The 25,209-nt window shown below is 43.4% G+C and carries 22 protein-coding genes; 10 read left to right on the top strand and 12 right to left on the bottom strand.

Annotation, left to right across the window (positions count from 1 at the left end; genetic code table 11):
- Positions 1–48: 48 nt before the first annotated feature.
- Both AC59IL_RS13505 and AC59IL_RS13510 read right to left on the bottom strand, forming a co-directional pair.
- A complete protein-coding gene (locus AC59IL_RS13505; protein ID WP_496552672.1) occupies positions 49–315 on the bottom strand; it encodes a T9SS type A sorting domain-containing protein in 267 nt (88 codons plus the stop codon).
- Between the two features lie 444 nt (positions 316–759).
- Positions 760–3,243, bottom strand: coding sequence for a TonB-dependent receptor (locus AC59IL_RS13510; RefSeq protein ID WP_496552673.1), 2,484 nt, complete (start codon positions 3,241–3,243; stop codon positions 760–762).
- 344 nt (positions 3,244–3,587) lie between these two features.
- On the opposite strand from AC59IL_RS13510, the gene AC59IL_RS13515 reads away from it, so the two are divergent.
- Complete coding sequence (locus tag AC59IL_RS13515; protein WP_496552674.1) at positions 3,588–4,490, top strand: hypothetical protein; 903 nt, start codon at positions 3,588–3,590, stop codon at positions 4,488–4,490.
- Between the two features lie 600 nt (positions 4,491–5,090).
- On the opposite strand, the gene AC59IL_RS13520 is transcribed toward AC59IL_RS13515, so the two are convergent.
- The 7 genes from AC59IL_RS13520 to AC59IL_RS13550 all read right to left on the bottom strand — a co-directional run bounded on the left by AC59IL_RS13520 (position 5,091) and on the right by AC59IL_RS13550 (position 11,154).
- Complete coding sequence (locus AC59IL_RS13520) at positions 5,091–5,417, bottom strand: hypothetical protein (protein ID WP_496552675.1); 327 nt, start codon at positions 5,415–5,417, stop codon at positions 5,091–5,093.
- 186 nt (positions 5,418–5,603) lie between these two features.
- A complete protein-coding gene (locus tag AC59IL_RS13525; protein ID WP_496552676.1) occupies positions 5,604–6,197 on the bottom strand; it encodes a hypothetical protein in 594 nt (197 codons plus the stop codon).
- Between the two features lie 202 nt (positions 6,198–6,399).
- Positions 6,400–7,482, bottom strand: coding sequence for a Gfo/Idh/MocA family protein (locus AC59IL_RS13530; protein ID WP_496552677.1), 1,083 nt, complete (start codon positions 7,480–7,482; stop codon positions 6,400–6,402).
- 73 nt (positions 7,483–7,555) lie between these two features.
- On the bottom strand, positions 7,556–8,587 hold the full coding sequence (locus tag AC59IL_RS13535) for a galactitol-1-phosphate 5-dehydrogenase (RefSeq protein ID WP_496552678.1): 1,032 nt from the start codon (positions 8,585–8,587) through the stop codon (positions 7,556–7,558).
- A gap of 89 nt (positions 8,588–8,676) precedes the next feature.
- The gene (locus tag AC59IL_RS13540; protein WP_496552679.1) at positions 8,677–9,432 is read right to left on the bottom strand and encodes a class I SAM-dependent methyltransferase; all 756 of its coding nucleotides are present in this window, start codon (positions 9,430–9,432) and stop codon (positions 8,677–8,679) included.
- Between the two features lie 10 nt (positions 9,433–9,442).
- Positions 9,443–10,090 carry a ribulose-phosphate 3-epimerase gene (gene rpe, locus AC59IL_RS13545; protein WP_496552680.1) on the bottom strand — a complete coding sequence of 216 codons (648 nt, stop codon included), beginning with the start codon at positions 10,088–10,090 and terminating at the stop codon, positions 9,443–9,445.
- 152 nt (positions 10,091–10,242) lie between these two features.
- A complete protein-coding gene (locus AC59IL_RS13550) occupies positions 10,243–11,154 on the bottom strand; it encodes a tetratricopeptide repeat protein (protein WP_496552681.1) in 912 nt (303 codons plus the stop codon).
- A 386-nt stretch (positions 11,155–11,540) separates the two neighbouring features.
- Between AC59IL_RS13550 and AC59IL_RS13555 the strand changes: the two genes are divergently transcribed.
- The 5 genes from AC59IL_RS13555 to AC59IL_RS13575 all read left to right on the top strand — a co-directional run bounded on the left by AC59IL_RS13555 (position 11,541) and on the right by AC59IL_RS13575 (position 16,653).
- On the top strand, positions 11,541–12,644 hold the full coding sequence (locus tag AC59IL_RS13555) for a TolB family protein (RefSeq protein WP_496552682.1): 1,104 nt from the start codon (positions 11,541–11,543) through the stop codon (positions 12,642–12,644).
- 118 nt (positions 12,645–12,762) lie between these two features.
- The gene (locus tag AC59IL_RS13560; protein ID WP_496552683.1) at positions 12,763–13,230 is read left to right on the top strand and encodes a hypothetical protein; all 468 of its coding nucleotides are present in this window, start codon (positions 12,763–12,765) and stop codon (positions 13,228–13,230) included.
- A 108-nt stretch (positions 13,231–13,338) separates the two neighbouring features.
- Positions 13,339–13,806: a nuclear transport factor 2 family protein gene (locus AC59IL_RS13565; RefSeq protein WP_496552684.1), complete on the top strand. Its 468-nt coding sequence runs from the start codon at positions 13,339–13,341 to the stop codon at positions 13,804–13,806.
- Between the two features lie 431 nt (positions 13,807–14,237).
- The gene (locus tag AC59IL_RS13570; protein WP_496552685.1) at positions 14,238–15,572 is read left to right on the top strand and encodes a hypothetical protein; all 1,335 of its coding nucleotides are present in this window, start codon (positions 14,238–14,240) and stop codon (positions 15,570–15,572) included.
- 199 nt (positions 15,573–15,771) lie between these two features.
- The gene (locus AC59IL_RS13575) at positions 15,772–16,653 is read left to right on the top strand and encodes a bestrophin family protein (RefSeq protein WP_496552686.1); all 882 of its coding nucleotides are present in this window, start codon (positions 15,772–15,774) and stop codon (positions 16,651–16,653) included.
- Between the two features lie 112 nt (positions 16,654–16,765).
- Here AC59IL_RS13575 and AC59IL_RS13580 read toward each other — a convergent pair whose 3' ends face one another.
- Together AC59IL_RS13580 and AC59IL_RS13585 are read right to left on the bottom strand one after the other, a co-directional pair.
- Complete coding sequence (locus AC59IL_RS13580; RefSeq protein WP_496552687.1) at positions 16,766–17,884, bottom strand: M48 family metallopeptidase; 1,119 nt, start codon at positions 17,882–17,884, stop codon at positions 16,766–16,768.
- Positions 17,885–17,915: 31 nt separating this feature from the next.
- Entirely contained in the window at positions 17,916–18,749 is an 834-nt protein-coding gene (locus AC59IL_RS13585; RefSeq protein WP_496552688.1) for a PIG-L family deacetylase, read from the bottom strand.
- A gap of 199 nt (positions 18,750–18,948) precedes the next feature.
- On the opposite strand from AC59IL_RS13585, the gene AC59IL_RS13590 reads away from it, so the two are divergent.
- Positions 18,949–20,385 carry a DUF4403 family protein gene (locus AC59IL_RS13590; RefSeq protein WP_496552689.1) on the top strand — a complete coding sequence of 479 codons (1,437 nt, stop codon included), beginning with the start codon at positions 18,949–18,951 and terminating at the stop codon, positions 20,383–20,385.
- A 241-nt stretch (positions 20,386–20,626) separates the two neighbouring features.
- Here AC59IL_RS13590 and AC59IL_RS13595 read toward each other — a convergent pair whose 3' ends face one another.
- Positions 20,627–20,806, bottom strand: coding sequence for a hypothetical protein (locus tag AC59IL_RS13595; protein ID WP_496552690.1), 180 nt, complete (start codon positions 20,804–20,806; stop codon positions 20,627–20,629).
- A gap of 106 nt (positions 20,807–20,912) precedes the next feature.
- Here AC59IL_RS13595 and AC59IL_RS13600 point away from each other — a divergent pair, with 106 nt between their 5' ends.
- The 3 genes from AC59IL_RS13600 (at position 20,913) to AC59IL_RS13610 (ending at position 25,181) form a co-directional block, all read left to right on the top strand.
- Positions 20,913–21,506, top strand: coding sequence for an RNA polymerase sigma factor (locus AC59IL_RS13600; RefSeq protein ID WP_496552691.1), 594 nt, complete (start codon positions 20,913–20,915; stop codon positions 21,504–21,506).
- A complete protein-coding gene (locus AC59IL_RS13605) occupies positions 21,484–23,073 on the top strand; it encodes an outer membrane beta-barrel protein (protein ID WP_496552692.1) in 1,590 nt (529 codons plus the stop codon). The genes AC59IL_RS13600 and AC59IL_RS13605 overlap by 23 nt, the downstream gene beginning before the upstream one ends.
- Positions 23,074–23,492: 419 nt before the next feature.
- Positions 23,493–25,181, top strand: a complete 1,689-nt coding sequence (locus AC59IL_RS13610; protein ID WP_496552693.1) for a hypothetical protein — start codon at positions 23,493–23,495, stop codon at positions 25,179–25,181.
- Positions 25,182–25,209 lie beyond the last annotated feature (28 nt).

The following is a 25,209-nucleotide window of genomic DNA, read 5'->3' on the forward strand; positions in this document are numbered from 1 at the left end:
CAGAACCCTGTATCTGTGTTCAATAGTCATTCGTGTTCGGTTGGTCATTTACTTTATTACTTTAGTGCTGCACATAATATGGCCTTTTTCATCCATAACATCCAGCAAATACATTCCATTACCCAGCTTATTAAGGTTATTAATATTGCTGATATTAACGCCCTTCTTCAGCTTCCATAAAAACAAGCTGATGATCTTACCTTCGGTATCCACCATACGAACAACACCGGGTCTGTCTTCCGATGTCGTTATCTCAAGTGTTATAGAGGTTATGAAAGGGTTGGGCCGGGTGGTGATAACATTTGTAGCAATCATAAGAGTTACAGTTAAAGTGAGAGAATTACTATCATCCCTCCATAGGGTTGCTACAACACATCCTATTAAAATGCCAAAAAATAAATCACTGATAAACAAACGCTTAGGTGCATTTGACGGCATATACTGTTCTCGTTTTTGGAAAAAGAGGAATAAATCGGGAAAATGTCTTGTTTGTGGTTTGTAGTTGCTGCCGCGCTAAATTGTGTTTCTGGTTTGTGCCCGCCCGGATGACCCGGTCGGACGGGGTTTGAGGTTTGTGGTTGCTGCCGCGCTTTGGAGTTCATTATTAAGATCAAAATTGCATGGCAAGATTCACTGAAAGAACCACAAACTTCAAACTTCAAACTGAATAAAAGAACCTCAAACTATAAACTGCTTTCGCCTTTGCAGGAAATAAAAATTATTAACTAAACGCCATGGATTGTCTATTGCCTGCTTACTTTAGAACCGTGCCACCAGCTTCAAATTCAGCAAGCGGGGTGTAAGGCGGTTAGGCATGGCATAAACGGTGTTGGAGAAATCCTTGATCAACATGTACGAAATGGTATTGTCGCGGTCGATGAGGTTGAACACTTCGAATGTAGCCCATATATTTTCAAAATTGCGGAAGGGGCTATGGCTGCGGCGATTGCTTTTTTCGCTGTCGAGCAGCAGGGCGCTGAATCCAATATCAATACGTATATATGGTTCTATGATAAGCGCATTGCGATATTTTACACTACCCGGAATATTGTAGGGTAAATTGCTTCCATATAAAAAGTTCAGGTATACCTTAAGGTTTTTATTGGTGCTCAGGTAATCCTGCAAAAACATACCAAAGGTTAAAAACCTGTCGGAAGGCCTGCGTAACCAGCCTGCTTCTTTCAGCGAACTGTCTTTTACCGCACCGGTCGAATCGAGCGTATAATCATAATAGGTATCGCCCTTGATGTTCTCACGTGTACGCATAAGGCCAATACTGATCCAGCTTTCTGCATCTTTTACCAGTTCGCCAAACAAGCGGGTTTCCCAACCCACAGCATAGGCTTTGGCACTGTTTTCACCAAAATACCGCAAACGAACATTGTCAATATCATAAGGCACCACATCCCACATATTTTTATAATAAGCTTCGGTGGTTAACCTGAACGGACGGTTGCCCGATCTGAAATTATAATCGAACCCGGCCGAAACCTGCCAGCTCTTTTGTGCTTTCAGGTCTTTATTAACGGTACCATCGTACCGGCGCAGCTCGCGGTAAAAAGGAGGCTGGTCGTATATGCCAACAGCGCCACGGAAAATAATATCTTTTTTCCAGCGGGCGGGCTTCCACGAAAAACCAACGCGGGGCGATATCAGCAATTCGTTATTTAATGTATTGTAATTGTACCGCGCACCGGCCTGAAGCACTACGCCCATTGAATCGTGTACAATTATATTATCCTGCAAATAGCCCGACAGCCGGGTTATTGACAGATCGGCTTTTGAATTGAGCACTTTGTTCATCACAAGCCCATCGGGATTGTACGGCAGGTTATAGCCGGCTGAATCCTGGTACTCCCATTCGTGCAGCTTATCGTTGATGGTTTGCCGCTCTATGGTTTGCCCCCACTGCAGGTAATGATGCCCTTTATCGAGCATGCCTTTGTGTGAGGCATTCCATACCTGAATATTCAATTTATTGCGGGCGAAGGTTTGATACAATCCGGCGCCAAGCGGGTTGTTGATGAGTCCAAAATCGGGTTTGCTTTTGTCGAATTCGCGTTCGCCGAATAAATAAGCTCCGGTGATATCGATGTTTTCTCTTTCGTCGTTTTCAAAACGGCTCAGCATCCATTTTAACCGCAGGTTCTTTTTAGGCTGCTGTGTTAACGACAAACCAAGCATATTGGTACGGTACTTGTCTTCTTCACGGCCATCAAAATAAATATCCAATCCCAGGTTGGCGCTGAAGTAAGGTGAGAATACCGAAGAAGTAAGCTGACTGTATTCAGGAATAAGCGTAAACTTTGTTTGGGAGATATTACCCAACAGCTCGATGGTATTTTTTGCATTGAGCTGGTAGGTTAGTAAAGCCTGCAGGTCAGAACTTGAAGGCACATAGTTGCCCTGCGTTTCCTGGCTTTTAAGCAAATTGCGGTTGCTGCGGTTGCGAATACCGATCAGGTAAGTGAATTTATTATTTTTTGTTATGCCTTCGAGATGAAAGCCCTGTTCGAGTAACCCTACATAAGCCGATCCCCCAAACTGCCGGGGCTTTTTATATTGAATATCCAGCACCGACGACATTTTATCGCCATACCGGGCCTGAAAACCGCCGTTATAAAAGCTAACATTTCGCGCCAGTTCGGGGTTTATAAAGCTTAACCCTTCCTGCTGACCGCTGCGTACAAGATAAGGCCTGAACACTTCAAAATCGTTTACATATATCAGGTTTTCGTCGTAGTTACCGCCACGAACCGAATACTGGGAGGTTAATTCGTTATTGGAGCCTACAAATACTTTTATCAAACTTTCAATGCCGCCTGTAGGAGAAGGAATATTGATAGCGTTTTTGGGATTGATGACAACCAGCCCCGCCTCGCGACGCTGCCGCTGATCGGTTACAACTACCGGTTCCAGTTCCCGCGTTCCGCGCTCCATACGAACAACCACATATTCCTGTTCATTTTCATTGAGCAGAAGGTTGCGTTGTTCGGATTTATAACCGGTATAGCTGAATACAATGGCAAATGCTTTATCGGCCGGTACCCGAAGTCTGAATGTACCGGAATCTGTTGTAGTAATACCTTTTAAACGCCCCAGCACAACAACCGAAACATTTTCCAGGGGCTGTTCGTTTTCGCCCACCACCCGGCCCGAAACCCAGGCCGTTTTCTTTTGCGCTACTGCTTCACACGAAAAACAAACAGCGAAGGCTATTAGTAAAAATGGGATAAATTTCACCCGGGTTAGTTTTATTGCGGTCGAAATTAGTTGAAATTGGTCTTACTGTAAACTGAAAATGGTCAATTTTATTGTTCGTCGAAGGTCAATGGTGAATGGTCAATGGTGAATGCTTCGCCCACTTTAAGCGTGTTGCTGAGGTTTTAGGCTCCTGCGAAAAAGCTTCATCCGACGCCATAGGCTTTGGCCGACGGTTGTCAGCGCCCGGAGCACAAAGGCGTAAGCTTTATCAAAAGCGGGGGTCAATGGATGTAATAATTATTAAAAACCCACACTAATTAATTAGCCAGACCTTTATATTTACGATCCCAAAGCGCAGGGAAGTACGCGCCCATTTAACCCATATGCCTTACCTGGTTTATTGTTTTGTAGCGTTGCTCATTTTTTGCGGCTGTTATTCACCCGGCAACCGGTCATCATCGAAGCATAGCAAAGATTCTTTTATTTTCAAAGAAACTATTGTAACCGGCAAAGATACCGCCATGAACAGCGTTGCCGGTTTTCAAAAAATAAATATCAGTGATATTCTTTGCCAGCACTGGGAACTGGCTGGCATGAACGATATTTCTTCTATCGAACTGGTAATGGATGAAAAAAATATACGTATCTATCCCGAACTGGCCCTGTTTAAAGATTCGGGCGTAGTGCAAAATCCGCGTAGTCATTTTCGCACAGGTAAGTGGCGCCTGCGCAAATCTAATCAGGGACCGGTTTTAATTCTTTCGTTCAGCGGAAAGAAACAGGAAGAATACCTCATACAACATATCGGTGCATACCGTTTATCGCTTGCCTGTAAAGGAAAGAAAGATTCCTTGTACATCAATTTAACATCCGATGCGCTGAATCATCAGAATATGTACAACGATCCATTTCACCCGGTCAATAATCAGTGGCGCATTAAACCGGCCCATGCTGAAAATGATTCGGCTATCAAACAACGGGTAAAACAATGCATTCGCTTTTATGCCTTGTATTACCGCGATAATATTAAGCGCAACAAAGCCAATATTTCATTTTTGGGATTACCGCATATTTTCGAATGGTACCACCGTGGTATTGGACTGCCCGACAGAGATAAGGTCGACGACTCGTGGATTAACTGTTTTTACAATAATGATCAGGCAATGAAAGGGTATGATATATTACGCGACCTGATTGTACAATATGAATTTGTATGGCCCGACAACGCACCTATATGGGTATATGAAACACACTCGGTACTTGAACAAATGTATCATAAGTTATAACCTAACGCACTATCACACTTGCATTTGATCAATTTTAGTATAAGCCTGCCCTTTATACCGGTAAGTACTTTTATGTACATCTAACCTGCACGCATACTATAGTTGGAAAAGGTTTCCCTTGCCGGGACAGGAATCTTTTTGGCACACCACACAACACAATGACTATCAATATGTTATTTTTTGGCATTTGGTTGGAAATATACATGCCAACAACGCAATCAGCGAAAAGCGCAGAAAAGGAAAAAGAAAATGAGTGAGGTACAAATGGAAATTGGTTGCTGATTGTACGGCCGTGGGGGCCCTGGGGGATTCTTACTTTATACAGTTATATACTTTACAATATTAATTTGGAAGGCGTGTTTTGTAAAGGGGCTGATTTTCTAATCGGGCCCCATTTTTTTTATCGGAAGTCCGAAGTCGGAGGTCGGAAGTCAGAAGACTCTGAAGGTTAAATTCACTCAACAGTATCGAACCGGAGGTTCTTCAGACATCATACATCAGACTTCTGACCTCGTTCTTCAAAAAAAACCGGCGGATATTGCGGGTACGATTTTACTCGTTTACAATAATCCCCCGGTTAACGAAAACGGAACGAATCTATTATTTCAGGGTAATGTCGAAGGTTCGTTGTATCCATCCTGTTGTAAAACCAACCACAATCAACACTACAAGCAATAACAATACAATGGCCCATGCAGGTATGCCCCTGCGATGTACGGCCGAACGCCTGGCAGCAGTATGGCGGTCAGTTATCAGTTCATCATCTTTTACTACTCTTGCTTTAATAATATAACCGGCATAACGGCTGCTGAAAGTATCTGCTTCTGCCTGTGTGTTTACCATTTGTTCTGCCACAAATAATTCGCCGGTAGTTGTTGACTGATACGCCTGTACTACCACTGGAAATTCTTTTTCGTTAATTACCATAACAAACGTATTTGTTTGTCAATAACAATGCAAATCCACTGCCAGCGGGCATTTGATCATTACGCCCTGAAAATTAAGGGAATTGGTTCCTGAGGAAATTATTTCTCAGTTGACTATAAGTTTACAGGTTAACCTGTTAACCAGTTAACATGTTAACTTTTCAACTGATCAACTTTTCAACTTTGTTTACATATTTTCCATCTCAACAGGATCTTTCTTTTTCGATGAAACTTTCTTTTTTGCTTTAACCGGTGTGCGTTTAACAGGCGCCTGGTTAGGTTTTGGTACCACTTTGGTATCGGGCGCCTGGTTAAGATTGGCGGGTTCTTTCTCTAACTGGCCGATTAATTCTTTCAATATCTTAATCAACCTTTTTCGCTGGGCCTTTTCACTGATATTCCATTTGTCGTTATTGGCTCTGCGGTGTGCCAGTTTGTATTTAAGACCTGTAAGCGAAGTCGTGTAACTGTTCGCGTCTAACTTCCGTACATTCTGATGCGCCAGAATGTACCAATGATATTCTGTACCCACCGGTACACCCGAACCTTCGGGCGCCTTTCCTGCCCTGCGTTTGGTAACGGCATAAGATATCGTCCATAGATCGGGAGTTACCTTTGTTTCTTTCCATTCGCCCTGATCATAATACCACTTATGGCTGCGGCCTATTTTCATGCCTGTATAAAGCTGCCCTTCAAATTGCTTAAACTCATTGTATGTTTTGGAAAGATCTTTCTCAACTTCTTTTTTCTCTTTCTTCGTAGCTCTTGTTTTTGTTGCCATAACAAGTTGTTTTATCAGCAGCTCACTGTAACCAGTAGCCTGCTCTTATTTGAAAATAAATCACTCACATATATCTATGCAAAAAATGTCCCGCACTTCTGCGGGACATTGATAAAAGATATTTTTCTGTAGAATTAATTTCTCAAAGTCAATTGGGTGAGAAGTTCCTATTGCTTATTGCCTATTGACCATTGCCCATTGACTACAATGGCCAGCGCACGGGTTTTCTCTCCTTCATCGAGCGATATAAAGCGGTAAACAGTTCAACCGTTTTTCTTCCTTCCTGTGCAGTTACAAGCGGTTGCCGGTTTTCTGATACAGCCAATATGAAATCCCTGATCTGCATACGTATATAATATTCAACCGGATCGCCGGCATTGAACGCTGCGGTGTCGGCCTCATGCCACGATTTCAATAACTGTTCGTCACCCGGTATGGTCCATATATCGTTTAAAGGCGGTTCTAAAATAGATGATTGTCCGGCTATGAACATGGCGCCGCCATCGGTTTGTACACCGGCCGATGCGCCATTCGACCCGTGTATATGCACCTTGCCGTAAATACCCGGTTTTTGCGCATTGCTTACAATGACATTTCCTACTGCTCCGTTTTTAAAACGGATAATAGCAACAGCCGTATCTTCTACTTCAATATAAGGGTGATTGATATTTTGCCATACGCCGTACAGTTCTTCCATTTCGCTGCCCATGTACCATTGCAGCAGATCGAGCTGGTGAGGCGCCTGGTTTACCAGCACCCCGCCTCCTTCTTCTTTCCATTTACCGCGCCAGGGATCGCTGCCATAATATTTTTCATCGCGCCAGCCATACATAACAACCGAACCCAGCATAGGTGTACCCATCTTACCTTCGTCGATAGCTTTTTTTATTCGCATACAGGCCGGAAAAAAACGGCGCTGGCTAACCATTCCCAACTGTTTGTCATAAGTTGCTGCCGCCTTTATCATGGCATCACAATCTTCAAGCGAAACAGCCAATGGTTTTTCGGTAAGCACATGCGCTCCGTTTTGCATGGCAATAACAGCCGCCTCGCGGTGGGCAGGATGCGGTGTACATATCACTACCACCTGCACCTGCTCGCTCCGGATCATTTGTGCAATATCGGTATATGGTTTAACCCCAAAACGGTTGGCTGTGGCAGTTGCCTTTTCTTCATTTCGGCTTTGTACAGCCACCAGTTCTGTTTCATCGATATTTTTTAGGACCTGCGCATGTACCTGCGCAATTTTACCACAACCAATGATAGCCGATCTGAGTTTTTGCATGAGAGATTCTTTTATTTTATTCTGTTGTCCTTCGACTGCGCTCAGGACATGATTGAAGTCCCTTCGACTTCGCTCAGGGATGCAACACCACCTTCATCAATCCCTTCTCTTTTTTATATAATCGTTCAAACCATGAGGCGCCTTCTGCCAGCGGCGCTTCGGCCGATAAGATTGCGCTCATGTTTAATCGCTTATTGGCTATTAAGTCAAGAATAGCCGGGTATTCGCCATTGATGGCGCAGGAACCCTGCAGTCGCAACTGACGTGTAACAACTGCCTGCAATGGTATGGTTACCTCGGGCGACAAATTGCCAAGCAAAGTAAGCGTACCACCTTTTCGTAACAAAGCAATAGCCTGTTGAATGGATGCATTTACACCAACTACCTCAATGGCCACATCTGCCCCGCGTTGGCCGGTGAGCTGCATAATGGTGTTCTGCAATGCTTCATCATCCGGCGTAAAGCAGGCGTTGGCGCCCAGTTGTTTTGCCATGGCCAGTTTATCTTTATCTACATCAATAGCAATTACCTGTTTACATCCTGTAATGGTCAGCAACTGAATCACAAATGTGCCCACCATTCCTGCACCTATAACAATCACTACATCGTTGGTTGTTATGCCGCTTAAATTAATAGCATGCAGAGCCACTGCTGCGGGTTCGGTAAGCGCTGCTTCGGTAAAACTTACGGTATCGGGAATACGATATAAAATATGTTGGGGAACAGTTACGTATTCTGCAAAGGCGCCCTGTTTTTTAAATTCAGGGGTCGAAACGCCCAGCACCATACGTCCATCACTGAGATTGTACATACCGTTTTGGGTAAACCAGTCGTTACGGCGGTAAATGGTTGAATCGAAGGTGACGCGGTCGCCGGGTTGCCAGCCGGATACCTGTTTGCCGGTAGCTTCAATTACACCGGCTGCTTCGTGTCCCATGATAATTGGCGGCAGGCGGCGGCCGGTGCTTCCATCCATACCATGCACATCGCTGCCGCAAATACCCACAGCCTTTACCTTCACCAATACATCCTCCTCTCCCATCTCAGGCATGGGAACATCCTGGTATACCAGCTTCATATATTCTTCCAGCACCAGGGCCTTCATAAAACGTTCATTTATCAAACAATGAAAATGCTAACTAAATACGCAAACCATACTTTCAGCTGTATGTTTCTGATTTCCGACTTCAGACTTCAGACTTCCAACTTCTTTACTCTTCCCAACTTCAGGAAAAGCGGAAAATAAAAATCCATCACATCATCACCACCCCATACCTGCTCAATGGCAGCAGCCAACTCGTTAACCGGATTGTACTGAATAGCTTTTATAAAATGCTGCACGCTCGACCATGTATTGAAATAACCAATCAGTTGCTGCCGGGTCCATTGAACGTTTATCTTAAATTCTTTTGAAGGTAATACATCGTAGGGAAAGGGAACCGTAGTGTAATGGTCATCGATATAGCGTCTTTCCTTATCCCAATAAGGGCCTACTGTTTCGCGGTAAAATGTTTTGATGATATTGTTCAGCGCTTCATGGTCGCAAATCACCAGGCTATATCCCCAAATGGCAATTACAGCTTGTGGTTTTGCCACCCGTACTACTTCTTTATGAAAGGCATCAAACTGAAACCAGTGATAAGCCTGGGCTACGGTGATGCAATCAAAACTGTTATCGGCAAAAGGAGTATTTTCGGCTGTACTTACCTGCCAGATAATTTTTTCGTGCGATGGCGCCTGCTGCAATTGCTTATCGCTGATATCGGTAGCTATAACTTTTTCGAAATACCGGGCCAGTTCAAGGGCTGCCTGTCCGTTGCCGGTGGCGCAATCCCAGGCAGTTTGTTTGTTGTTTACATACTGCAGTATATGATCGAATAATTCGTGCGGGTAACCGGGACGGTATTGCGCATATATCGATGCCTGGTTCGAAAAAAGGTCTTTTGCCATGCAGGTATCACTATATTTTTTTCAATTGAGCGATCGTTGCTTTGGGATCTTTTGATCTGAACACGGTATTGCCAGCTACCAGTACATCGGCGCCGGCGTGTATGATGCTGTGCGCATTCTCTAATGTTACGCCCCCATCTATTTCAATTTTTGTTGATAGTCCTCTTTCGTGTATCATGCGGCGCAGGGTTCGTATCTTTTGTATCGTATTCAAAATAAACTTTTGTCCGCCAAAACCGGGGTTTACGCTCATGATCAGCACCACATCTATATCATCTAAAACTTCGTTCAATGATTCAACCGGTGTATGCGGGTTCAGCGCTACACCGGCCTGCATGCCCAGTGATTTAATCTGTTCAATATTCCTGTGCAAATGCGTGCAGGCTTCAATATGAACCGTTAATATATCAGCCCCTGCTTTTTTAAAGTCCTCCACATATTTTTCAGGTTCAACGATCATCAGGTGCACATCGCATACTTTGGTAGTTGTTTTGCGAATAAAGTTGATGATCATTGGGCCGAAAGTGATGTTGGGAACAAACCGCCCGTCCATAACATCCAGATGAAACCAGTCGGCCTCACTTTCATTGATCATTTTACAATCTGCCTCGAGATTTAGAAAATTGGCCGATAAAAAAGAGGGTGCTACGATTGGCATTGTCTATTAGTTGAAAAGTTAATTTGTTAGTTTACAAGTTGACGAAAGTTGATAAGTTGAAAGGTTGATAAGTTAAAAAGTTAATCAGTCAACCTGTTAACTTGTTAACTTGTTAACTTGTTAACTTGTTAACTGATCAACTTGTTAACCAATCAACTCTTCTTCAATCTCCTGATCCCTTCCCTCGCTTCTTCAAAATTTTTATCAATAGCTAAGGCTCGTTCATAATTCAGCAGGGCCTGGTCTTTTTTGCCAAGCACTTCGTAACAACGCCCCATCCAGAACCAGGCATCGGGATTGGTATTTGATACAGTAGCCGCCATAACAAATACGTTCAGGGCCGAGTCGTATCTTTTTTGTTCATACAACACAATGCCCTTTTCAATGTATGCATCGGCGAACTTCCAGTCGCGGCGAATGCATTCATTAAACAGCGCCATGGCCTTATCGTATTGTTTGGTATCGGAGTAATAACTGCCTTTCAGGTACAATACATCATTCACAATACCGGTGGTATCTTTGTGTATCAGTTCATCGCAAATGGTAAGCACCTTCGGATTTAACGTGGCTTCATACAAACCGGCCAGTGCAAGGCCATTGTAATTGATGGGTTGCAGTTTATATGAATGTTCCAGCGCCTTTATAGCGGCGGCGGTATCCTGTATGCGTGCCAATAAAACGCCTTTTTCATAAAATACTTCAAAATTCAGTGAATCCTGCTGCGCCCACTCATCATATTGCTCTACTGCTTTTTTTATTTGACCGGTTTGTGTGTAAATTTCGCTTAACCGGCGATGCAATTCGGGATTAGCAGGCCATGTAGCTACGCATTCTTTCAATAAACGTACGGCTTCATCGGTACGGTTTACCAGCATCAGATTAGCAACATATTGCAAAGCCACATGTTCTTCGGGTTTCAGTTCCCATGCTTTTTTATAATCGGGCATGGCCAGCTCGTGCCGGTTATTTTGCGAAAGCAATACGGCTCTTTGCAAATACAGATCGGGATTTTTGGGAAATTTACCAATGCTGTCGGTAAGACCTGCATAGGGAGGCGAGCTCAATATTTTTTGGTCCGATGCTGCGTTGTTTTCGCCGGATCTACAACTGCACAACCAACATATACCAATTAATAACAAACCATGTAAGGACAACCTTTTTTTCATCGTTGTATATATATTTATTCAAAGGCCCGCCGGCCGATCGCAAAACTAACCGATTTTTACAAAGTACTTATGACAATATTCCGGCATGCAAAGCTATTTAACAAAATTAACTTCATTTTCGGTGCTCCTTCGCTACGCCCGGCAGTCCCGCCATTTGCGGGACCACGGATTCGCCTTCGGCGCCCCGATATCTTTGCCACAGATTACACAGATAAACACAGATTTATTCAAGGGCAAAATTCAAAATTAATAGCTACTATACGCTCATATAAAAATGTTTATACATGAAAAAATGGATATTCTTCATTATGCTGTTTTGTTCAGCCGGGTTCATAATCAGTTTTAAAAAATTTACCGTTCAGTATGATCTGAAAACTCAACCCGGCGATACGGTTTTATATCCTGAAGAAAAGCATTTTAAGAACATACAACAACTTACGTTTGGCGGCGACAATGCCGAGGCGTATTTCAGCTTTGATGGAAAATGGCTCGTGTTTCAACGTACCAACGCAAAAGAAGGTTTGCCATGCGATCAGTTGTTTATTGGAAAGATACCCGAACCAGGAGCCCCTTTTCAATACAAAATGATAAGCTCCGGTAAGGGCAGAGTTACCTGTGGCTTTTTTACCAAAGACGGCAAACATGTGATCTATGCCTCTACGCAATCTGGTGGTGATAGTTGTCCGCCATTGCCCGACCGTTCAAAATACGGTAATAAATACATATGGCCTTTATACAGCAGCTATGATATTTTCATGGCCGATTTAAACGGAAAGATCGTTAAACAGCTTACACACAGCAAAGGATACGATGCCGAAGCAACGCTTTCGCCCGATGGTAAAAAAATGATCTACACCAGTGTTAAAGACGGCGATATCGACCTGTATATAATGGACCTGCAAACCGGTAAAGAAAAAAGAATTACCAATACATTGGGCTATGATGGCGGCGCCTGGTTTAGTCCCGATGGCAAAAAAATAATATGGCGCGCTTCGCGGCCCCAAACACCCGAAGAAATAAAAACGTATAAAGATCTGCTGGCCGAAAATCTGGTAGCGCCTACACAAATGGAGGTGTTTGTAGCCAATGCCGATGGCAGTAATGCGCAGCAGATCACGCATCTGGGAAAAGCCAACTGGGCGCCCGCTTTTTTACCCGATAGCAAACACATCATCTTTGCGTCGAACCATGAATACACAAGAGGTTTTCCTTTTAATCTTTACACTATAAACGAGGATGGCAGCGGGCTACAAAAGATCAGTCGCGATAAAGGCTTCGATGCTTTTCCCATGTTCAGCCCCAACGGAAAAAAGATCGTGTTCTGCAGTAACCGCAACAATGGCGGCACCCACGATACCAATATTTTTATTGCTGACTGGCAGGATTAAGCAATTTCTGATTTTGTGATTTTTTGATTTAAATCCAGAAATCGCAAAATCCCTAAATCTATATAAATCTTTTTCGCATTTCAGCAACCAGCCTTTAGCTTTGCGCCAAATCACACATATGAATGCTTTAGTTATACTTCATAGTTATCTGCGCTGGGTTTTGCTGGTGCTTTTACTGGCATCAATCGTTAAAAGTTTTTCGGGCTGGAAGAGCAATAAAACGTTATCGGCCGGTGATAAAAAATTATGGTTGTTCACCATGATCTCGGCTCATACTACGTTGCTGGTTGGTTTAATTCTGATATTGTTCGGGCGCTATGGTATGTTTACAACTACCCTGCCAGAAGGTACCAAAGTAATGAAAGATGCTTTCTACCGTTTTTACTGGGTTGAGCATCCGACTATGATGATCCTTGCCATTGTACTGATAACAATTGGGCGGGGACAGGCAAAAAAATCAATTGCCGATACCGTTAAATATAAAAAAGCATTCTGGTTCTTTTTAATTGCGTTACTGGTAGTGCTATCATCTATTCCCTGGCCTTTCCGGGAAGCTATAGGACGCCCCTTAATTCCAGGCATGTAACAATGAATGAAGTCTGAATAATGCTACGGACCTATCCGTGGCATTTTCGTTTCTACAATCGATTTTAGGATTTCGTTATCTGTTTCTCAAAATATATTTACCAAAAAAATGAAGGCCCAACTGCTTTTTCCGGTGGCCATAGCAGCCGCAATATTTTCTGTAGCCTGTCAAACAGGAAAATCATTCACTGCCCCAACTATTTCCCGCGAAGAAATAATGGCTTTTTTGAAGCAATACGATGATGCATGGAACTCAAAGAATATTGCACGGGTTGATTCATTATTTGGTACTTCGTATACCTATTTTACATCTACCGGAAAGGTTAATAAACGCGCCGAATCGCTGGCTATGCTGGCTGCTGATTATTACCGGTTACTCAATGCCAACCGAAGTGAAGTGGAGGTGTTTATCGATGGCTATACAGCAGTAGTAAGTTCAAGATGGAAGGGAAACGGCACCTGGAAGGGTTCTACATTTAAAGATGATCAACGATGCGGGTTGATTATTCAAAAACAAAATGGTCGCATGAAACTGTTGTCGGAACATTGTGTACAGATAGCGAAAGATACTCTATAGCACATTCATTTGCCCGAAAAAACAAAATATCAGCCCTTTCACCAATAATATTATATATTTTTTTCTTCATACATAATTAATATCAAAACAACAGGTAATATAATTACTTAGGTATTAACCGTGTATTGAAGCTTTTGCAGGCCAACGTATTTATACTAACACCCCACGGCAATCCCCATACACCGGCATATGAAATTAAAATAATCCTATTATATTTGCAGCTCAGGTAATGTTCAGTTCAAAGTCGCTCACTTCGTCATTAATATTCTTTTCGTAGAAAAGGAAGCAATATTAGTGATATCGGATACATAAAAACGATATGCTATATCTGCTGCTGCTCCTGCTAATTCATCCGCTTTAAAGATTGATCTTTTGATTAAGGCTATTGCTATTTCGGCAAACTTTTTGAATTTTTATATACAAACGTTAACATGACACTTACCATTTTCAAGCGAATCCGTACCGGCGTTTTATTTTTATTATCGCTGTTATCCATTACAAACCTATGGGCACAAAATCAAACTATTAATGCAGTGTATGCAGGCACTGAGTATGAGTACAATCAAAGCTCAGATGCCGGAGAGATGGAAAGAACCGATTATGTATACTACTTCCGCCCTAATTTCTCTTTTTGCAGTCAGCTCGATAAGCCCGACTGGCAAAAAAGGGTTGATGGCACCTATACTATTACCGGCAACCAGATAAGAATGAAATTCCTCAGCGACGGAGCTGAAAAAATAATTCTGTTAAGCGTTACCGGCGAAACCGGTCAGTCGGGCGCTGCCACTTTTGTTAAGATAGACATTACCGAAAAAGTTCCTGCAGGATTTTTCAAATATATCAGAACCAATGGCCGCCAGGATGGGTTGTCATTTACCGATGCAGGCCGCTTCAGCCGTAATCGCTTAAACGCGCTCAACAATTCGGTTGGAACAAAAAGCGAAGACGAAGGCACCTTTACCATTAAGCAAAGTCAGTTAACCGTGAAATCAGACAAGGGAGCTACCGAAACCTGGAGCTTCTTTTGCAGCAAAAATTCCATTGCAGTGATCGATGGTCGCATATACTATCGCGATGAAGAGAACAACCCTGCAAAAGCACAAACAGGCGATGTTGCTGTCACCAAACCCGCTGCCAAACCAGCCGATATACTCGATGCAGGTATGGCCCTGATGCAAAAAGCCAATGTTACACACGGCGGTAAAAACCTTGATAATTTAACCACGTTAAAAGCAGTGATGAGCAGCAATAACCTTACATTAACCATGATAGCTGATTATCATCGTCAGGCGGTTCGCCTTGAATCTTCGCTGCAGGGTAATGTGATTTTAACCGAACAGCTCGAAGGCAATACCGGCTGGAGCTATGACGGAACCGGGTATACCACCATGTCGCCCCAACGTGTAACCGAATTAAAACGCTTTTTGCTTTGCGGGTTGATTGGTTTGCGTTCCGACATTCTGGCCAAATCAACTGCTACGTTGCAAAGTTCACAATACGATCTGTCGTCGGTTATGGTGCTCGTTGAAAAAGTCCGCGCCGGTTATATCATCAATAACAAAAGCAGCCGCCTCGAAGCGCTTGTAATAGCCGATGCGAATAACAGCACAACAACTGTAACTTATTCTGACTACAAAAGAACAGGCAATATCTTATTGCCATATACCGAAATCATTCAGGCAGGTAAACATGCGCAAACAGTTACCTATGAGAGCTACGATATAAATCCTGCATTATCAGCAGCAGCCTGGGCTAAACCGCAGTAGAAAGCAGTGTCAGGTTGCAGGTTTCAGGTTACATGGAACAGCGTACCACTATTTCATATACAGAGCATTGAGCATTGATTTTTCAATCGCCAATGCTCTTTTTCTTTTTTACTGCTTATCGCTCCCTGAACCTTGTAGCCTGTAACTTGTAACCTGGACTCTGAACCTTGTGCCTTGAATCCTGTATCTTGCAAACAGTATGATCACCTATAATCCAAAAGACTGGTTTACGTTTATTTTCCGTTTTCACAAGGCAGACACGCTGCGAAAACTGGCACCACTTATTATTGGCATTAGTGTATACTGCTGGATCATCGCTTTTCTGGAGCTGCATATTTTTAATATTTCCGATAACAGCCATGTGAAGAACATCATCAGCATGCATACCCTGCTTAGCTTTGTGATTTCGATGCTGCTGGTATTTCGCACCAATACAGCGTACGACCGCTGGTGGGAAGGACGCAAGCAATGGGGCGCGCTGGTGAACAACAGCCGCAACCTGGCCATTAAACTGCATACCATGCTGGGTTATCAGGAAGAAATGCACCGATCCTTCTTTCGTAAAACCATTCCCATATATGCGTCGGTATTGTCGCACCACCTGCATGCCGAATCAACCCGGCTTGAGTTAGATGAAAATGAACATCCCGAACTGGCCGACATAGATAAAAACAAGCATTTGCCCAACCAGGTAGCCACCCTGCTTATTCAACGTGTGAATCGCCTGTATGAAGAAGGAAAAATAAAAGGCGATCAGCTGATCATTCTCAATAACGAACTGCAATCATTTACCGAAATATGCGGCGCCTGTGAACGCATCAAAAACACACCCATCCCCTTTTCTTACAGCGTATTCCTTAAAAAGTTCATCTTCTTTTATGTAATGACACTGCCCTTCAGCTTTGCGCTTAGTTTGGGCTATATTGCCATACCGGTGGTAGCGTTTATATTTTATGTACTGGCCAGTCTTGAACTGGTGGCCGAAGAAATTGAAGATCCTTTCGGCGGTGATGAAAATGATTTACCTACCGGCAAAATTGCCCAGAATATAAAGAAGCATGTAACGGAGATACTCGGCTAAGAGGCAGAACGCATAACGCATAATGCTTAACGCTTAAAATCAGGGAGCATCTGCGTTCAGCGTTTAGCATTCAGCGTTTAGCGTTCAGCGTTCAGCGTTTAGCGTTTAGCGTTTAGCGTATCTCATGAAATATCTTTTTCAACTCCTGATTTTCAGTATTTGCTTCAGGCAATTGCTGAATTTGTTTTTCGATATTGCTGATCCTTTCTTTAAACACCGGGTGGGTACTTAAAAAAAGAGCAGGCTCTGCACCACCGGTTTGCTGTTGCAATAGTTGCATTAACCGCAGCATACCATTTACATTGATATGGTTTTGCGACATCAGCTGTAATCCATTATTATCGGCCTCGGTTTCGAGCGAGCGGGAGTATTGAAGTCCTTTTAGTTCATCAGCATTTTCAATAACGCCCGAAACAATACCCGAATGATTGCCTGTGATCAGCATCAGGAACATGCTGCGGGCCAAACTGCGAAAGATGCTGCGCAGCGAGTGCCGCAATTGTATATGCGAAGCTTCGTGCCCCAATAAGGCTGCGAGTTCATCGGGCGTTTTCATTCTGTCTAAAATTGCATCGTATACAACAATATGACCGCCGGGTATAGCAAAGGCATTCACTTCGCCCGATTCTACAACAGTTATTTGCACCGGATATCCGGTATTGTAATGAAGCTGCTTATAAAACTCATTCAGCATAGCCGTTTTATGGGCATCTTTTTTATATTGCTGCAATACCGATTGATACATTTGTTCGCCTATATTAATCTCTTCTTCTTTCGAAAATCCCATGGCCATGCGTTCACCCAGCCAGGGAACCAGCCACAGATAGGCGATCAGCAATATGGCTACAATAATCCCGGCCACAAGGGCCAGTTTTGTCCATACATTGCCCAGCACACGGGTATGCGCCTTTCCAAACAACCGGTGATGCGCCAGGTTCTTTTTCAGCGCCTGCAACAGCAATTCGTCGCGTATTACAAGTCGTTCGGTTTGGCCTTCTTTATTGCGGTACTGCAATTCACTGTTCATGGCATGTTCATGAAAAGCAATAATGTCCTTTGCCAGCCAGTACACATCTTTTTCCTCATTCTGTTCATTACGATATCGTATAGAAATAGTTACCGGCGATAAAAAAATGGTAGCCTGGTAAAAATAACCCGAAGGATTATGGTAGGTGGCGGTATAGGTTGTGCTCATATCGGAAAATGAAGCAGGATCCACATCCGGCTTCATTAAGTTATAAAGTATTTATGGTATAGCAGTATTAATAGCTAAAAATATCATTCTTCACCTCTCCGCCTCCAAACCACGGCCGCAGATAAATAGTTTTCCCGGCACGGCCAAGTATTGTGAAAATTTCATCAATCGCATCGGGTGTCCATTGCGATTTATGGCAGGCATAGGAAGTACGGGCGGCCTTCAGATCATCATCGGTGTAGGCAATGCGGTAAGGTAAAAATTTTTCCTGTGAAGGATGCAGGTTTTTGCTTAACCACATACCGGCAAATGTTTTAAAGGGCGGAGGATCTTTTAACGCCGCTGCTGAAAAACCGGCATAATATAACTGTTTGGGCCAGCTGCTGCCGCCCTGCTGAAATACTTCGGTTACCAGGTTGCTGACCATCCGGTGATCGGCATGGCCATAACCACCTTCGGGCCCCCAGGTGATAACCACTTCGGGATGCAAGGTTGTAAATAAGCTATCAATTTTTTTGTGCAGCAACGGCATGTTATCGCGTTCCGTTAGCTGTCCATCCTGCATGCCCAATAATATGGGAGGTGGAATATGTAAAGCGGCGGCAGCGCAACGCGCTTCTTCTGACCGCACCTTCCCCAATGAATCTCCCGCCGGGATATGGGCATGCGGCATTACGCCCTGTTGCCCGTTGGTAGCAATGGCCAGGTAAACAGTAACACCTTCACGGGCATACCGGGTAAGCAGGGGCGATACACAAATTTCATCATCGGGATGTGCAAAAATGGCCAGAATAGAATGCGCAGCAGGGCGTAGTAAATAAGATTGGTGATTAACCGGCGCATGGCCGGCAAATGGCAGGCTGTTTAACAACCAAACAGATAAGGTGATCAGCATTTTCATATTAGTGGTTTTGATTATGCTCTCAATCGGATATATTTTTGACTACATTTTTTAACGCCTTGTTACAGTAGCCGGTAATAACTTTACCAGTACCGGCCTTCATAATAAAGATCTGGAATATTGGCATGAATTTGAATAGAGGTAAGTTGCCTGATTAAAAAAAACAGATATTTGACTGTTGAAAATTTGGTTTTACACTATGAAACGGATTCCCGGTTATTTTCCTGTAGTAGCGTTACTTTTACTTTTATCAGCCTGTGGCAGCAGTAAAAAAGTTGCCATTACACCACCAGCCGAATCATCAGCGCGGTTGTTGCCGGCGCTGCCTGCTTCACAAATCAATATTCCCATTAAAATATACATGAGGCCATTGCTGGCTATCATGGACTCATCTACTGCCAAAGAATTCACCAATGACAAATGGCCCAACTATACACAAACCGGTTGCGATTTCCGTTATAAATACCGCTTTGTTCGGTCGCCCTTTGTTTTTGGATGTGTAAATAATAAAGTCACCATTTCGTTTCGCGGCAATTACCAGATCGCCGGCAGTAAAGCAGTGTGCGCATTCGACAAACAAATTTCGCCCTGGGTTAACGGCAGTTGTGGTTTTGGTAATGAACCATTACGACGTGTTGATCTCAATATCAGCTCTACGCTTACGCTGCTGCCCAATCACCAGGTGCTTACCTCCACGCGCTTAGATAAACTGAATGCGCTGGATAAATGCCAGGTTACCATACTGCAAAACGATATGACCGGCGAAATACTCGACAGCATCAAGGCTTCGATAGAAACTTATTGCGGCACCTTCGACAAATTTGTGCAAACCCTCAATAACAACGATATACTTCGCCAGTGGCGCAGCGGCGGAAGCCGGGTAATGCCCATCAGCACCTATGGATTTTTGAATTTGAATCCTGCCATGTTGCGCGTAGGTAAATTCAACGTGTATAAAGACACTCTGTATTTTTCATTGGGCTATGGCGGACATCCTGAGTTTTCGTCAGACAGCCAGCGATTGGTAACCCATGCTCCTTTGCCACCGATCAATAACACCGATAACAACGGCGGCATCAGCACCTACCTGAATGCCGTGTATGAATACAAATTTTTCAATAAGCTGATGAACGACAGCTTGCGCAACAAACCATTTGAGGTAGAAGGCAGAACCTTTGTAATTAAAGATGTGAACATCAGCGGCAGCAACGACGGCAAAATTCAGGTAGATGTTTCTTTCACCGGCAACCGCAAAGGCGTTCTGCATTTAAGCGGCACCCCCATACTCGATACCGTCAAACAGGTTTTATCGATGCCCGATGTAAGTTTTGCGCTCGATACCAAAGACATGATGGTAAATATTGCCAAAGCGCTGTTCCGCAAAAAGATCATGAAGCAACTACAGAATCAGTCGGTACTCGACCTTGCCGCACTGATCGAAAAAAATAAAACCGCCATTGAGGCCCGTTTAAATCAAACCGTAACGCCCTGGATGAGCACTGCCGGCAATTTTCAGCAGCTGAAACTGGTAGGACTCCTTCCTCAAAAAGATTACATCCAGGTGCAGGCGTATATACGGGGCAATCTTATACTTATCGGGCAGCCCCCTGCTAATTTGATGAAAACCACGAAGTAAGCACGAAGTCCGAGGTCAGAAGTCGGATGTAAGAAGAGGTTCAGTGCCACATGGGTAGCCTAAACCCGGTATTAAATATGCATTATCCTGGGGTATTCTTAGGGTTTTCTTAGGGTTTTTTCAGGGTTTTTACCCAAGGATGACCCTAAGATAACCCTAAGATGAACCTATTATTATACTACAATTGAACTACTGTAACATTTGTTTGGTTCATGCTTTAAAGTATAGGCATTGACAATCATTACATATGGCTTTTGACCCGCACTTCTTTCTGATATTTCCTGTTTTTCTGCCTCATTTGCTGTTCCTTGCCCTGTGAAAGTGTACCTTGCAGCATGAGACTTGCTTGTCCGCCATAATCTGCTAAACGGCTGAGAGGGCAGCATTGAGCGTTAAGCGTTCGACGTTTAGCGTTCTGCATTGAGTCTTTTTTCAAAAACCAGGCAACCAACGAACCACATTCCTACGTATCAGCAAATGAGTTATGAAAAACAGATAATTAGCAATATTCCTGCAAACCAACACCCTTGCTAAATAACTCGAACATTACTTCAGTATTGAGCGGCTGTCGCAAAAATGACCGCAACAGCCAAAAGGAGCTGTATTACATGCTCCGTGGCTTTGCTATGAAAATATGTTACCGATACACAAATGCCATGGAAGAGTGCGAAGAGATTGCAAATGAAGGATTTGTGAAATTGTTTAAGAATATTCATCAGTTTGATGAAACCAGGCAGGATGATACCTTATTGTCGCTCAAAGGATGGTTCAAACGTATTTTAATAAATACCTGTATTGATCATTACCGTAAAACAAATTCAACCATTAACGGCCATGTACTTACGCATGAATCGGAAACCATTCCCGACCACAGCGAAAATGGCCTTGATGTGTTGTCTTATAAAGAAATTATTGAGTCAATAAGGCAACTTTCACCGGCATACAGGGCTGTTTTCAACCTGTTTGTTATTGAAGGGCTTAGTCATGAAGAAATTTCGCAAACACTGGGCATTTCAGTGGGCGCATCAAAATCCAACTTATCAAAAGCACGGGATAACCTGAGAAAACTATTGCAGAATAAAAATATTACAAAAGAATATGTATCCCCTCCAAGACAATGACCTTGACCGTTTAAGTCGCGAAGCTGCCGAGCACTTCGAGGTGGAGCCCGTTGGTTCCGGGTGGGAACATCTGGAAAAGCGGCTCGACAAGGAGCTTCCGCAGAAAAAAGACAAGAGGCGCTTCCTGTTCTGGTTGTTACTGGTTTCATTGGCAACAGGTGGAACCCTTACGGCCATTCTTAAATACAATCAGCCTGTTTCAACGCTGGCAACAAATTCTATCAAAGTTTCATCAACTGCCGATGATAAAACAATACCCTCAACATCTACAGAATCTTCAAACAATAACACCGATAATTCTTTAAAGAACAATAATACCCCTGGCAATACAGCAACACCAGCCACAATAGTACCAGCCGGCAAGGGAACTGCTGCACCAACAACCAACAACAGCACTTTGCCCCAGGCAACGTTGAACAACAGCAAAAACATAAATAGCAATAAAGACAAAACACAGCCGGCCATTAACCCGGTAACTGTTGATAACATTAAAGTGGTACACCCCGGTAACAACGCAACCGCCACCAAAACAACCGGTAACCGTAAGCTGCATAAAACCACATCGCCTGATGTGATCGACCAGCAGCCACTCAGTTTGAATTATGCCATTGCAAAAAATAATCGGGAAAAGCCGGATTTAAACCGCAGCAAACAGCCCAAACACAAACAGGGCCGGCCGCAACGCACAACAGGCACAGTAAACGATCCTTTGTTACAACGTAATAACACTGTTACCGACGCACCTGATAAACAGCTTACCGCCACTGACCGTGCAACCAGCGATAAGGCGCCGGTGAATAATGATAATAATACAGCGCCGGATCAAATGGCACCTCAAAACAATACTTCATCTGTTACTGAAAATAAAACAACCGCGGCCGATTCAGCCGCTGTTCCCGTTAAGGAAACGGTTAAAAAAGACAATAGCGTTAAAAAGAAAAATACCTCCATTCAACGGCTTGAGATCGGTTTTCTGGCAGGCCCAGATGTTAGTACGGTTCAATTCGGGCCTTTGTATAAAACCGGATATAATTTTGGTTTGCAGATAGGTTACCGTTTAAGCAATCGCTGGTCGCTGAATACCGCTATCATTTATACCAAAAAGTTTTACAAGGCCGATAGCCAGTATTATAAGCCCAAATACAACCCATGGCCTAACTGGAACCTCGAAAATGTAAGAGGTAATTGTGCCATGTGGGAAATTCCTGTAAACGTTCGCTACGATGTTTCGTACAACGATAAACGCCGCTGGTTTGTAAGCACCGGTTTAAGTACCTATTTAATGACTAAGGAAAATTATAAGATCAATTATTCGGTTAATAACAACTACTACTCAATTCCGATAAACTCAGATTCCAACTCAAACTACCTGTTTTCGATAATAAATCTTTCGGCCGGCATGGAACGCTCGCTGGGTAAACATTTCTCTATTCAGGCAGAACCCTACCTGAAGATTCCGCTGAAGGGATTGGGTTATGGTTCTATGCGAATGGATAGTTATGGTATTTTATTTTCGCTGAAGTATAAGCCAACATTCCATTCAAAAAAATCCGCATCAAATAAATAGTAATGCCGTGCGTGCGCGGCACCATTTGATACACACGTTAAAGCAACACCCACAAACTGCCCCGGTGCTCAACACTTCCGGGGCATTTTTTGTTTTGCTTCCGAATTGAATGCCTCGCGCAAAGGCGCAGAGGCGCAAAGCCTTTTCTTTGCGTTCTTACAGTCCCGCCACGGCGGGACAACTTTGCGCCTTAGCGACTTTGCGAGAAACAAAAAATCTTTAACCCGACATTGATTGCCAACAGCCTACTGCCCATTGCCTTTTAGTAGTACTCCTATCAACTAACTGGGGAATATCGCGGTGGTTATTCCGGAATAGCATACTCTTTTAGTAGTAATTGTATACACATATACTCTTATATTTCATATTTTATATATCTTGTTCCCTTAACACCCGTTTAAAACACCAAAGCAACTCTTATGATCAAATTACGTCCTGTAGTACCGGGCGTTTTTCTTGCACTATTATGCCTACCCTCAAAAGCACAGGATATCAGCCGCATCGGCCAGGAAAAGCCTTTCGCGGTTTCGGGATATCTCGATCTCAAAGGCATCTTTTACAATGTTTCCGGCATTGAACCACGACGTAAACCATTCTCTTATTTTATTAATGGTGCACCGGTTTTTTCCTTTTATGGGATAACCATACCCGTATCATTCACCTTAAGTGAACAGGAACGCTCGTTCAGGCAGCCTTTTAACCAGTTTGGGTTAAGTCCGTACTACAAATGGCTTACCGTACACCTTGGTTATCGCAACATTCAGTTTTCACCGTATACCCTGGCAGGTTATACCATGCTGGGCGCAGGTGTTGAAATGCATCCCGGACTGTTTCGATTTGGTTTTATGTATGGCCGGTTAAACAGGGCCACCAAACTCGATACCACGCTGGGCGTTGTACAGCCTTATAGCTTTTCACGGCATGGCATGGCCATGAAAATCGGCGTGGGAAATGAGAACCATTATGTTGATTTCAGTTTTCTGAAAGCGAAAGACGATACCAACAGCCTTAAATCAAAACTAAATCCGGGCGATACACTTTCGGTAATGGCTGCGGCTAATTTCGTTGCCGGCGTTTCAACACACCAGAAAATAGGCACCAAAGTATTCTTTGACGCCGATGCAGCGTACAGCATCTATACAAGAAATATTCAATCGCAATTGGAGTTGCCCGAAGACCTTGAAAATTTAAAGAAGGTAGCCGGCTTCATCATGCCCATTAATGCCACTACCGAAAAATATATGGCTTATTCGGCCGGACTTACTTTTAAAGACAAATACTTTTCATTGAAGCTGGGTTATAAACGCGTTGATCCCAACTTTCAAAGTATGGGCGCTTACTTCTTTAACAACGACCTGCAGAATATTACCATTGCGCCCTCCTTCTTTACAAAGAACAATAAATTCCGTTTTGCGGGCAGCATCGGTTTTCAGAAAGATAACCTGCTGAAACAAAAAGCAGCTACTACCAAACGGGTCATCGGCTCAGCTAATATGTCGTGGAATATCGATCTGCACTGGGGTATCGATGCCAACTATATGAACTTCTCGGCCAATTCAACGCCCGAAGTGGTTTCGGTTAACAACAAATATCTGCTGGCGCACACCACCAATAATATATCGGTTAATCCCCGGTATATTCTAACAAAAAACAACTACACGCATGTGGTGTTACTGTCGTACAATTATTCGATTTTATCAGATGCCAACCAGGACACCAAAGCATGGAATACGGTTAAAACCAATGTGGTATTCCTGAATTATAATATAACTGTTTTACAATCTGCCCTTACACTTATGGCCGGCGCCAATTATACCACCAACGAACTTTCTATCGGCACTACCAAATACTATGGGTTCTCAATCGGCGCATCGAAAAACGTTGCAAAGAATAAGATAACACTGGGTACCAATAATTCATACTCATTGGGTAGTAATGATAATAGTCCGAATGTATTGAATACCTCGGTCACCGCCAGTTACCGGCCTGCAGCGAAACACCAGTTCAACCTGCGCTGGGTAATGATAAAAACCACCTATGGAAGCGCCTCCACAGCGCCTTCGTTCAACGAAAATACCGGTGAAGTTGGCTATACACTGAGCTTTTAATTAAACCTATATAAACTGATTGCACTTT

Source organism: Niastella sp. sgz303648 (assembly GCF_059587045.1).